10 protein-coding genes are annotated in these 12,257 nt (G+C 64.4%); 6 read left to right on the forward strand and 4 right to left on the reverse strand.

Going from position 1 to position 12,257, the window contains the following annotated elements:
* Positions 1 to 36 precede the first annotated feature (36 nt).
* Genes betB through betI form a run of 4 tightly spaced genes read right to left on the reverse strand, consistent with a single transcriptional unit; the run spans position 37 to position 5,287 of the window.
* Entirely contained in the window at positions 37 to 1,503 is a 1,467-nt protein-coding gene (gene betB / locus IG122_RS01360; RefSeq protein ID WP_319024790.1) for a betaine-aldehyde dehydrogenase, read from the reverse strand.
* Between the two features lie 25 nt (positions 1,504 to 1,528).
* Positions 1,529 to 3,178: a choline dehydrogenase gene (gene betA / locus IG122_RS01365; protein WP_193179730.1), complete on the reverse strand. Its 1,650-nt coding sequence runs from the start codon at positions 3,176 to 3,178 to the stop codon at positions 1,529 to 1,531.
* 4 nt (positions 3,179 to 3,182) lie between these two features.
* Complete coding sequence (gene betC, locus IG122_RS01370; RefSeq protein ID WP_193179731.1) at positions 3,183 to 4,700, reverse strand: choline-sulfatase; 1,518 nt, start codon at positions 4,698 to 4,700, stop codon at positions 3,183 to 3,185.
* Positions 4,697 to 5,287: a transcriptional regulator BetI gene (gene betI / locus IG122_RS01375; RefSeq protein ID WP_193179733.1), complete on the reverse strand. Its 591-nt coding sequence runs from the start codon at positions 5,285 to 5,287 to the stop codon at positions 4,697 to 4,699. The genes betC and betI overlap by 4 nt, the downstream gene beginning before the upstream one ends.
* A 130-nt stretch (positions 5,288 to 5,417) precedes the next feature.
* On the opposite strand from betI, the gene IG122_RS01380 reads away from it, so the two are divergent.
* From IG122_RS01380 to IG122_RS01405, 6 genes are all read left to right on the forward strand, one after another.
* Positions 5,418 to 6,359 (forward strand): choline ABC transporter substrate-binding protein, encoded by a 942-nt coding sequence (locus tag IG122_RS01380; RefSeq protein ID WP_193179735.1) that lies wholly within the window; start codon positions 5,418 to 5,420, stop codon positions 6,357 to 6,359.
* A gap of 84 nt (positions 6,360 to 6,443) precedes the next feature.
* A complete protein-coding gene (gene choW / locus IG122_RS01385; protein WP_193179737.1) occupies positions 6,444 to 7,286 on the forward strand; it encodes a choline ABC transporter permease subunit in 843 nt (280 codons plus the stop codon).
* Entirely contained in the window at positions 7,283 to 8,320 is a 1,038-nt protein-coding gene (choV, locus tag IG122_RS01390; protein ID WP_193179738.1) for a choline ABC transporter ATP-binding protein, read from the forward strand. The genes choW and choV overlap by 4 nt, the downstream gene beginning before the upstream one ends.
* Positions 8,321 to 8,361: 41 nt before the next feature.
* Positions 8,362 to 9,594 (forward strand): NAD(P)/FAD-dependent oxidoreductase, encoded by a 1,233-nt coding sequence (locus IG122_RS01395; RefSeq protein ID WP_193179739.1) that lies wholly within the window; start codon positions 8,362 to 8,364, stop codon positions 9,592 to 9,594.
* Positions 9,595 to 9,721: 127 nt separating this feature from the next.
* Positions 9,722 to 10,408 (forward strand): GntR family transcriptional regulator, encoded by a 687-nt coding sequence (locus tag IG122_RS01400; protein ID WP_193179740.1) that lies wholly within the window; start codon positions 9,722 to 9,724, stop codon positions 10,406 to 10,408.
* A gap of 60 nt (positions 10,409 to 10,468) precedes the next feature.
* Positions 10,469 to 12,193, forward strand: coding sequence for a thiamine pyrophosphate-binding protein (locus IG122_RS01405; protein ID WP_193179741.1), 1,725 nt, complete (start codon positions 10,469 to 10,471; stop codon positions 12,191 to 12,193).
* The last annotated feature ends 64 nt before the right edge of the window (positions 12,194 to 12,257 follow it).

Genomic DNA, 12,257 nt, shown 5'->3' on the forward strand with positions numbered 1-12,257 from the left:
TCACGGCACCGCCGCGGCAACGCAACCGTTCGCCGATCAATAGGGGCTCTCTACGTCCCCCATCTCGACATAGACGCTCTTAAGCTGCGTATAGTGCTCGATCGCGGCGCGGGCGTTCTCGCGGCCGATACCGGATTTTTTCACCCCGCCGAAAGGCATCTCGATCGGGGTCAGGTTGTAGGCGTTGATCCAGCACGTCCCCGCTTCGAGCGCCGCGACGACCCGGTGGCCGCGCTGGATATCCTTCGTGAAGACGCCTGCGGCGAGACCGAACTCGGTCGCGTTGGCGCGGGCGACAGCTTCCTCTTCCGAGTCGAAATCGAGCACGCACATGACCGGGCCGAAGATCTCCTCGCGGGCGATGGTCATGCTGTCCTTCACGTCGGCGAAAACGGTCGGGGCGACGAACCAGCCCTCCTTGAAGGCGAGAACGGTCGCGGCATCGCCGCCGATGATCACGCGGGCACCTTCCTCTCGGCCCTTCGCGATATAGCCGAGCACCTTCTCGAACTGCGCCTTGGAAACGAGGGGACCGAGATGGGTTTCCTCATCCATCGGATCGCCGAGCCGGATCTTCGCCGTGCGTTCGCGCAGACGCTCGAGGAACTTCTGTTTGATGCCTTTCTGCACGAAGACGCGGGTGCCGTTGGAGCAGATCTGGCCGCTCGAATAGAAATTGCCGAGCATCGCGCCGGAGATCGCGTTCTCGATATCCGCATCCTCGAAGACGATCAGGGGCGACTTGCCGCCGAGTTCGAGGGTGACGTGCTTAAGCCCTTCCGCCGCCGCGGCCATGACCCGGGCGCCGGTCGGCACGGACCCGGTGACCGAAACCTTGGCGACGCCGGGATGTGCCACCAGCTTTGCGCCGACATCGCCGAAACCCTGCACGACGTTGAAGACGCCGTCGGGCAGGCCGGCCTCCTTGTAGATCTCGGCCAGCTTCAGCGCGGTCAGCGGCGTGGTTTCCGACGGCTTGAAGATCATCGCATTGCCGCAGGCGAGGGCCGGGGCCGACTTCCAGCAGGCGATCTGGATCGGATAGTTCCAGGCACCTATGCCGACGCAAACGCCGAGCGGCTCGCGCTTCGTGTACGCGAAGGAGCCGCCGAGATCGGTGAACTCGCCATGGATGTCGGCCGCGATCCCGCCGAAATACTCAAGGCAGTCGGCGCCGGAGGCGGCATCCGCGACCAATGTCTCCTGCAGGGGTTTGCCGGTGTCGAGCGTCTCCAGTTCCGAGAGCTCGCGGTTGCGCTTGCGGATGATCTCCGCCGCGCGGCGGAGAACACGGCCGCGTTCCGCTCCGCTCCGCGCTGCCCAATCCTTCTGTGCTGCGCGGGCTGCCGCGACCGCCTTGTCGATAGTCGAACCGGCGGCAGCGTGCATCTTCGCGATCACCTCGCCGGTGGCGGGATAGAGGCTGTCAAAACCCTTGCCGCCGGGGCTCTCGATATAGGAGCCGGCGATGAAGTGGGAGGCTTTCGGTTGGGCGCGCATCATTCGGTCCTCTTGGTCGCGAGCGAGGTCAGCGGTCTGACGTCTGCCAGCGCGGATTGATCCAGGGCTGCTTGTTCGACGGCGCGAGGGGCGCCTTGCCGAGAATATGGTCCGAGGCCTTCTCGCCGACCATGATCGACGGGCCATTCAGGTTGCCATTCGGGATCCGCGGGAAGATCGAGCTGTCGGCGAGCCGGAGACCGTCGACGCCGATCACGCGGTTCTCCGGATCGACCACCGCCATCGGGTCGTCCGCCGCGCCCATGCGGCAGGTGCCGCAGGGGTGGTAGGCACTCTCGACCGCGCCGCGGATGAAGTCGTCGAGCGCTTCATCGCTGGCGACATGATCGCCCGGCGAGATTTCTTTGCCGCGAAACGGGTCGAAGGCCTGCTGGCCGAAGATATCGCGGGTCAGCCTGATGCAGTGGCGGAAGTCCGCCCAGTCGTCGGCGTGGCTCATGTAGTTGAAGCGGATCGCAGGCGCGTCCATAGGATCGGCGGAGCGCAGGGCGACGGTGCCGCGCGACTTCGAGCGCATCGGCCCGACATGGGCCTGGAAGCCGTGGGATTTCGCCGGCGCCTTGCCGTCGTAGCGGATCGCGACGGGCAGGAAATGGTACTGGATGTCCGGGTATTCGACGCCGGATTTGGAGCGCAGGAAGGCCGCGCTCTCGAAATGGTTGGTCGCGCCGAGGCCGGACTTGAAGAGCAGCCATTCGAGCCCGATCAGACCCTTCGAGAACAGGTTCAGCTTGGAATAGAGGCTGATCGGCTGGGTGCATTCCTGCTGGATGTAGAGTTCCAGATGATCCTGCAGGTTGGCGCCGACGCCGGGCCGGTCCGCCAGCACCTCGATGCCGTGACCGGCGAGTTCGACGGCAGGGCCGATGCCGGAGAGCTTCAGGAGTTTCGGCGAATTGATCGAGGAGGCGGCGAGGATCACTTCCCGGTTGGCGGTGACGGTCTCCACGCTGCCGCCGCGGGAGATCTCGACGCCGGTCGCCCGCTTGCCGTCGAACACGATCTTGCGGGCAAGGCCGTTCACCAGAGTCAGGTTCTTGCGTTTCAGCGCCGGCTTCAGATAGGCGTTCGCGGCGGACCAGCGGCGGCCGCGATGGACCGTCATTTCCATCGGTCCGAAGCCTTCCTGCTTCTCGCCGTTATAGTCCTCTGTCAACTCGAACCCGGCCTGACGACCCGCCTCGACGAAGGCGTGATAGAGCGGGTTCCGGCGCGGCCCCCGGCTGACATGGAGTGGCCCGTCCGTGCCGCGCCAGCCGTCCTGGCCGCCATGGCTCGTCTCCATCCGTTCGAAATAAGGCAGCACGTCCTTATAGGCCCAGCCCCTGGCGCCCTGTTCGGCCCAGTGATCGTAGTCACGGGCGTGTCCGCGGACATAGACCATGCCGTTGATCGAGGAGGAGCCGCCGATCACCTTGCCGCGCGGGCAGGCGAGGCGGCGGCCGCCGAGATGTGGTTCCGGCTCACTCTGGTAGCCCCAGTCGTAGCGGCTCATGTTCATCGGATAGGAGAGCGCCGCCGGCATCTGGATGAACGGGCCGATATCGGTGCCGCCGAACTCGATGACGATGACCGAATGCTTGCCGTCCGCCGAAAGACGGTCCGCCATGACCGCGCCCGCCGAGCCCGACCCCACAATTACGAAATCTGCCTGCATTGCCTTACTCGCCGCGCGGGAAGCGCGCGTTCTCCTCGAGTACGTTGAGATCCATATGATTGCGCATGTAGCGCTCGGAGGCCTTCTGCAGCGGCTGGAAGTCCCACGGATAGTAGGAGCCGTTGCGCAGCGCCTCGTAGACCACCCAGCGCCTTGCCTGGCTGTCCCGCACCTCCCGGTCGAACTGCGCCATGTCCCAGCGCGCCCGCATCTCGGCGGTGAAGGCATTGAGCGTTTGCTCGTACGCCGGGTCGTCCGCCAGGTTCACGAGCTCCTCCGGATCCTCTTCAAGGTCGAAGAGCTGCGGCGGGTCGAGTTCACAGTGATTGAACTTGTATTTGCCGCGTCGGATCGAGACCAGCGGCGCGTACGAGCCTTCGGCCGCGTATTCCATATAAACGGGCGCCGTCCGTTCTTCACCCTTGATCTGGGGCACGAGCGAGTGCCCGTCGGTCCAAGGCGCGACCTCGGAAAGATCGATCCCGGCGAGATCCGCCAGGGTCGGGGTGAGATCGATGGTCGAGACCGGCTCTGTCACCGTGCGGCCCTCGATGCCGGGCCCGGCGATCATCATCGGCACCCGCGCGGACCCTTCGTAGAAGCTCATCTTGAACCAGAGGCCCCGCTCGCCGAGCATGTCGCCATGGTCGGAGACGAAGACGATCACCGTGTCCTCGTCCATCCGGCAGCGTTTCAGCGTGTCGAGCAGGCTGGCGATCTTCTCGTCGAGATAGGAGATGTTGGAGAAATAGGCCCGGCGCGAGCGGCGTACATTCTCTACCGTAATGTCGAATTTGCGGTAGTCGTTCGCGAGATATAGCCGCTTGCTGTGCGGATCCTGGACTTCGAAGTCCATTTCGGGAATCCGCGGCAGCAGCGCCGGGCAGTCTTCGTACAGATCCCAGAATTTTCGCCGTGCGACGTAGGGATCGTGTGGGTGGGTGAAGCTCACTGTGAGGCACCATGGGCGCGCGTCTGCGCCGCGGGAGAGCTGGTAGAGCTTTTGCTCCGCGTTGAAGGCGACCTCGTCGTCATATTCCATCTGGTTGCTGATCTCGGCGACGCCGGCTCCGGTGACCGAGCCGAGATTGTGGTACCACCAGTCGATCCGCTCTCCCGGTCTGCGATAATCCGGGGTCCAGCCGAAATCGGCCGGATAAATGTCTGTGGTCAGGCGCTCCTCGAAACCGTGCAGCTGGTCCGGGCCGACGAAATGCATCTTGCCGGAAAGGCAGGTGTAATAGCCCGCGCGGCGCAAGTGGTGCGCGTAGGTCGGAATGTCCGAACTGAACTCGGCGGCATTGTCGTAGACCCGGGTCCGCGACGGCAGGCGGCCGGACATGAAGGAGGCGCGGCCGGGAGCGCAGAGCGGGCTCGCCGTGTAGCTGTTCCGGAAACGCACCGAACGGGCCGCCAGATCACGCAATGCCGGCGCGTGCAGGAAGTCGGCCGGCCCGTCCGGAAACAGCGTTCCGTTCAACTGGTCGACCATCAGGATGAGGATGTTCGGCTTCCGCGTCATCGGTTTGCCCCGGCCGTGAGTTGAGCGTCGACATAGTCTTCGGTCAGCCTGATAGCCGCCTCGCGGTCGGGTTCGCTGTCCAGCAGGGCATGGCGGAGATAGAGCCCGTCGATCATCGCCGCTGTGCCTTCGGCGATCCGCTTCGCGCTTTCCCCGCCGGTAATCTGTTTGAGGGCATGGCAGAGATTGCTGCGCAGGCGCCGGGCATAGACCGAGAGCACGCGCCGCGCCGGGCCGGAGCCCTGGGCCTTCACATAGAAGGTCAGCCAGGCGGAGATCGTCGCCGGGCGGAACTGGTCCGAGCCGAAGTTTGCCCGGATGATCCCGCTGATGCGTTCGCGCGGGGTCTCGGCCGCCTCGAGCGCCGCGACGATATCGCCGCCGAGCTCGCTCAGCAGATGCCGCATGGTCGCGAGCAGAAGCTGGTCCTTGCTGCCGAAATAGTGGTGTGCGAGGGCAGTCGAAACGCCAGCCTCGCGGGCGATCTCGCCCATCGTCACGTCATAGGACCCGCGCGCGTGGATGGCCTCGATCGCGGCATTGATCAACGCTTTGCGGCGGATCGGTTCCATTCCGATTTTGGGCATGGGCAAGAGGTCCTTTCCTGTGCGACCGTATTTTTGATTGACTGCTCAATCAATAAAAATCTTGCGCTGGATCAGCTATGATGTTTGCCTAACCGGAACAAACGGGGGCTAAACAACAGGGAGCCGAAAAATGCTGAAATCCAGAATTGCGTTCGCCGCCGCTCTGGCTGCGGGACTGCTGTCCTCAGGGGGCGCGTTCGCCGACAACCATTGCTCGACCGTCCGTTTCTCCGACGTCGGCTGGACCGACATCACGGCGACGACGGCTGCGACCACCACCGTGCTCGAGGCGATGGGCTACAAGACGGACGTGAAGGTGCTTTCCGTTCCGGTGACCTATGCCTCGATGAAGAACAAGGATATCGACGTCTTCCTCGGCAACTGGATGCCGACCATGGAAGGCGATATCGCGAAATACCGCGACGAGGGGTCGGTGGATACCACCGGGGTCAATCTCTACGGCGCGAAATACACCCTCGCGGTGCCGAAATACGCCTACGACGCCGGTCTGAAGAGCTTTGCCGATATCGCAAATTTCAAGGACAAGCTCGATGGCAAGATCTACGGCATCGAGCCGGGCAATGACGGCAACCGCCTGATCCTCGACATGATCGAGAAGGACGCCTTCGGCCTGAAGGGGTTCGACGTGGTCGAATCCTCCGAGCAGGGCATGCTGGCCCAGGTCGCCCGCGCGGTGAAGAAAGAGGAGCCGGTGGTCTTCCTCGGCTGGGAACCGCATCCGATGAACGCCAATTTCGAGATGGCCTATCTCTCAGGCGGCGATGACTATTTCGGCCCCGACCTCGGCGGCGCCACGGTCTATACCAACACCCGCGCGGGATATTCCAAGGAATGCCCGAATGTCGGCCGGCTGCTCGACAACCTCATGTTCTCGCTCCGCATGGAGAACGAGATCATGGGCGCGATCCTGAATGACGGCGACGAGCCGAAGGATGCGGCGAAGAAGTGGCTGAAGGCCAATGCCGGGATCCTCGACGCCTGGCTCTCCGGCGTGACGACGGCTGACGGCCAGGCCGCTTTGCCGGCGGTCCGCAAGGCCCTCGGCCTCTAAGAACCTCATTGATGCTGGAGGCGGCGCTTCTGCCGCCTCCGGTTCATGTGCATCCCGAGCGATCGCACGGCGGAGGGGCGTTCCATGGAGTGGCTGACCGAAAACAAGCTGCCGGTGGGCAAGGCGGCGCAGAATTTCGTCGACTGGCTGACCGATCACGGCGCCTGGTTCTTCGACGGGCTCGCGGCCGGGCTCGAGTTCATGATCGAGGCCATCCTCTGGGTGCTGCAGGCGCCACATCCGCTGCTCGCCGTCGCGATCGCCACCGGCATCGCCTTCGCCGTCCGCCGCAGCGTCTGGTTTCCGCTTCTGGTCGCGGCCGGGTTGCTGCTGATCATCAATCAAGGCTACTGGGAAGAGACGACGGAGACGGTCGCCCTCGTGCTGGCATCCTCCGTCGTCTGCATGGGCGTCGGCGTGCCGCTCGGCATTGCCGCGGCCCGGCGTCCCTGGCTCTTCTCCGCCATGCGTCCGGTGCTCGACCTGATGCAGACCATCCCGACCTTCGTCTATTTGATCCCGGCCCTGATCCTTTTCGGGCTCGGCATGGTGCCGGGACTGATCGCGACCGTGATCTTCGCCATCCCGGCGCCGATCCGGCTGACCCATCTCGGCATCTCCTCAACCCCGAAGATGCTGCTCGAAGCGGGCGAGGCCTTCGGCGCGACCCGGACCCAGCTGCTCTGGAAGGTGGAGCTGCCCTATGCCATGCCGCAGATCATGGCCGGGCTCACGCAGACCATCATGCTTTCGCTCTCCATGGTCGTCATCGCCGCGCTGGTCGGCGCCGACGGGCTTGGCGTACCGACGCTCAGGGCGCTCAATCAGGTCAATATCGCCAAGGGCTTCGAGGTCGGGCTGGCGATCGTGCTGATCGCCATCATCCTCGACCGGATGTTCCGCGGCCGTGAAGGAGCAGGGAAATGAGCCGTTCGGCCGTCCGTTTCGATGCGGTGAACATCGTCTTCGGCGACAGTCCTGAAACCGCTCTGCCGCTGATGGATCGCGGCATGGAGCGGGCCGAGATCCAGGAGCAGACCGGCCAGATCCTCGGCGTGCACGATTGCAGCCTCACGGTAGAGCCGGGGGAAATTGTCGTTATCATGGGGCTTTCTGGCTCCGGAAAGTCGACCCTTTTGCGCTCGGTGAACGGGCTCAATCCGGTGGTGCGCGGGTCCGTCTGGGTCGATGACGGCGAGACCGAGATCGACGTCGCGACGGCGGACGAAGCGACTCTCCGCCGCCTGCGGACAAGCCGCGTCACGATGGTGTTCCAGAATTTCGCCCTGCTGCCCTGGCGCACGGTGGCGGAGAATGTCGGTCTCGGGCTCGAACTTGCGGGCGTGCTGAAGGCGGAGCGCGACGACAGGGTGGCGAAGCAGCTATCCCTGGTCGGTCTCGGCGACTGGGCGGGGCGCAAGGTACACGAGCTTTCGGGCGGGATGCAGCAGCGCGTCGGGCTCGCCCGCGCATTCGCGACGGAAGCGCCGATCCTTCTGATGGACGAGCCGTTCTCCGCGCTCGATCCGCTGATCCGGGCGAAGCTGCAGGACGAGTTGCTCGAATTGCAGTCTCAGTTGCAACGCACGATCATCTTCGTCAGCCACGATCTCGACGAGGCTCTGAAACTCGGATCCAAGGTCGCGATCATGGAAGGCGGACGGATCGTCCAGTGCGGCACGCCGCAGCAGATCGTGCTGGAGCCGGCGAACGAGTATGTCGCCGAGTTCGTCTCCCATATGAACCCGTTGAACGTTCTGATCGCCTCCTCCGTGATGCGTCCGGTGGAAGGGGGCGGTCCCGTTCCAGCCGGTTCCGTAACCGCAGAACCGGACACGCCGCTGGCCGATCTTATGAGGTCCCGCATCCGGACGTCCGAGCCGATCCGCGTTGTTGCGGACGGAAAGCTGATCGGGGAGATCGGTGATGCTGAAATCTATTCCTCTCTGCTGAAGGAATAGGCTAGGACTCTGCACTATAATTCATTGCAGGGAGGAAGCCCGTGACGGACAAGGGCATCGTGATCGTGGGCGCCAGCCATGGCGGTGTGCAGATGGCGGCCAGTCTGCGCGAGAAGGGCTACGACGGTCCGCTCACCATGCTGACAAGCGAGCCGGATCTTCCCTACCAGAAGCCGCCGCTTTCCAAGGGCTATATCAAGGAGCCGGATCCGAAGCCGACGATCCTGCGCCCAGAGAAATTCTACACCGACCGAAACATCGACCTGCGCCTCGGAACCGAAGCGACGGCGATCGACCGGGGGGCGGGCTCGGTCACTCTGGCCGACGGCAGCAGCATCGCCTGTTCGAAGATTGTGCTCGCGGTCGGCTCCCGCCCGCGCCGGATCCCGGTGCCGAACATCGACGCGCCCGGCGTGTTCGAGCTCCGAACCTATCACGACAGCCAGGAAATCAAGGCGGCCTTTGACGCGTCCGGCTCGGTGTTGGTCATCGGCGGCGGCTTCATCGGCCTCGAGATCGCGGCGACCGCGGCCCAGCTCGGAAAGAAGGTCACCGTGCTGGAGGCCGAGGGCCGGCTGATGGCTCGTGCGGTGTCGCCGACGGTGTCCGCCTATTTCTTCGGCTATCTGACCTCGCTCGGCGCCGACATTCGTCTGAATGCCCGCGTTGCCGGCGTGCGCGTTTCGGGCGGCAAGGCGTCCGGCGCGGATCTGGCGGACGGAACGGCGATCGAGGCCGATTGCGTGATTTCCGGCACCGGGGTCGTTCCCTGCTCGGAACTGGCGGAAGGCGCCGGGCTGACGCTTGAGAACGGTATATCCGTGAACGAGGTGATGCTGAGTTCGGTGCCGGAGATCGCGGCCATCGGCGATTGCGCGAGCTATGTCCACTGGCAGCTCGGTCGGCGGGTGCGGCTCGAATCCGTGCAGAACGCGGTCGACCAGGCGAAGACCGCCGCCGCGGCGTTGCTCGGCGATGCCGCGCCCTACCATGAAGTGCCGTGGTTCTGGTCCGATCAGGCCGAGGCGAAGCTGCAGATCGCGGGCCTATCCGACGGCACGGAAGAGGCGGTCCTGCGCGGCGATCCGGAGAGCGGTTCCTTCTCCGCCTTCCTCTTCTCCGGCGGTAAGCTGCGCTGCGTCGAGTCGGTGAACAAGGCTGGTGATCATGCGCTCGCACGCCGGCTGATCGCTGGCGACGTACCCGTAACTCCTGCCGAGGCCGCAGACCCGGATTGCGATCTCCGCGCATTGGTGAAGCAGGCCCGCGGCTAGCGCCTCGGGTCTGCGACAATCGCGACGCAATTTAGGTATTCCATGGCATAAAGTGTGTGGTATACCAGAACCCACGAGCCCGTTTACGGGTGCATCCTCCGTGGGCCGATTGGTCGGGGAACTCTGCATGAACGATACTTCCGCGTTGATGGTGACGCCCATCGCGGCCGAGGTCAGTCTGAAGGACAAGACCTATGCGGCCCTCAAGGACGGCATCGTCTCGATGAACATCTACGACCCCGATGCCAATCTCCGGCTCGACGAGCGGCAGCTCTCCGAACAGCTCGGCATCAGCCGCACGCCGCTCCGCGAGGCGCTTGCCCGTCTCGCGCAGGAAGGGCTCGTTGATATCCAGCCGCGGCGCGGCGTCTTCATCGTGCGCAAGACCAAGGCCGAGATCATCGAGATGATCAAGGTCTGGGCGGCGCTGGAAGGCATGGCCGCGCGTCTCGCCTGCGACGTCGCGTCCGATAACGAGATCAAGCAGCTGCGCCGGATCTTCTCCGAAACGGAGAAGGGGCGGCTCGAAATCGACGAGTATTCCAGCCGCAACATCGAGTTCCATCAGGCGATCCTGAAGCTCGCCCATTCGCCGCTCATCGAGGAGATGATCGACAAGATCTTCCTCCATGTGCGCGCGATCCGGAACCGGACCATCGGCGAGCAGGACCGCATCGCCCGCTCGATGCAGGACCACATGCATATCGTCGAGGCGATCGAGGCGCGCGACGCGGAAACCGCGGAACGGCTCGTCAGGGACCATGCGCTGGCGCTCGCCAAGCATGTCGCCAACAACGTGAACTATCTCGGATAACCAAAGATCAAGAGGCGGGCCGGGGAAACCGGCCGCCTATAATAAAAGGGAGCTACTAGAATGAGCGATACCGCCACCGATACCCTTAAAGAAAAAGATCGCTCCGGCGAGGTTGTTTCCGGCGGTCATCTGGTCGCCAAGGCCCTGAAGAACGAGGGTGTGGACACGATCTTCACGCTCTGCGGCGGGCACATCATCGATATCTATGACGGCTGCGTCGACGAGGGCATCCGCATCATCGACGTCCGGCACGAGCAGGTCGCGGCCCATGCCGCCGACGGCTATGCCCGGCAGACCGGCAAGCTCGGCTGCGTCGTCACCACGGCGGGCCCGGGCTGCACCAACGCCATCACCGGCGTCGCGACGGCCTTCCGCTCCGAGAGCCCGGTGCTGCATATCGGCGGCCAGGGCGCGCTGACCCAGCACAAGATGGGCTCGCTGCAGGACCTGCCACATGTCGACATCATGGCGCCGATTACCAAGTTCTCCGCCGGTGTGCGCTCGACTGAGCGGGCCGCGGACATGGTCTCCATGGCGGCGCGCGAATGCTTCGCCGGCGCCTACGGCCCGTCCTACCTCGAGATCCCGCGCGACGTGCTCGATCGCGAAGTGCCGCTGTCCAGCGCCGTCATTCCGGCGCCCGGCAAGTACCGCGCTTCGACCAAGTCGATCGGCGATCCGGCCGACATCGAGAAGCTGGCCGACCTGATCGTCAAGGCGGAGCGCCCGGCGATCCTCGTCGGCTCCCAGGTCTGGATGAGCCGCGGCCATCAGGCGGCGATCGATCTGGTCAAGGACCTCAACATCGCCTGCTACATGAACGGCGCGGCCCGTGGCATCCTGCCCCAGACCGACAGCCACTATTTCAACCGGACCCGCAGCATGGCCTTCCAGAAGGCCGACCTGCTGCTGATCGTCGGCACCCCGTTCGACTTCCGCATGGGCTACGGCAAGCGCATCCGCTCCGACCTGACGCTGGTGCAGATCGATCAGGATTACCGCACGGTCGGCAAGAATCGCGACATCGATCTCGGCCTCGCCGGCGATCCGGGCGCGATCCTCTCCGCGGTCCATGCGGCGATCAAGGGCCGAGTCGACAACGGCTCCAAGGGCCGCGCCGGCTGGCTGAAGGAACTGAAGGCGGCCGAAGAGACGGCGACCCAGAAGCTGATGCCGCTCTTCCTCTCCGACCAGTCCCCGATCCATCCCTACCGGGTGGCGTGGGAGCTGAACGAGTTCCTGACCGAGAAGACGATCTATATCGGCGACGGCGGCGACGTGGTCACCATCTCCGCGCAGGCCGTGGCGCCGAAAGGCCCCGGCAACTGGATGGATCCGGGTGCGCTCGGTTCGCTCGGCGTCGGCACCGGCTTCGCCATCGCGGCCGGCCTCGCCAATCCGGAGAAGGAAGTGCTGTGCTACTACGGCGACGGTTCCTTCGGCATGACCGCCTTCGACATGGAGACGGCGAACCGGTTCGGCGTGCCCTACATCGCGGTCATCGGCAACAACTCTTCGATGAACCAGATCCGCTACGGCCAGATCGCCAAGTATGGCGAGCAGCGCGGCAATGTCGGCAACAAGCTCGGCGACATTCCGTTCTCCAAGTTCGCCGAAATGCTCGGTGGACATGGCGAGGAAGTGCACGAGGCTTCGAAGATCGCGCCGGCGCTGCAGCGCGCCCGCGAGGCGGTGAAGAGCACCGGCAAGTCCGCGGTCGTCAACATCTGGGTCGATCCGAACGAATACGCGCCGGGCACCAAGAACCAGACCATGTACAAGTAAGCGGAAGGGCGCGCCGGTCTCCGGCGCGCCCTTTTTGCGTTCAATCCGCTAAGGGGGAAAGAGG

It is taken from the genome of Nisaea sediminum (assembly GCF_014904705.1).
In the GTDB taxonomy this organism is placed as follows: domain Bacteria; phylum Pseudomonadota; class Alphaproteobacteria; order Thalassobaculales; family Thalassobaculaceae; genus Nisaea; species Nisaea sediminum.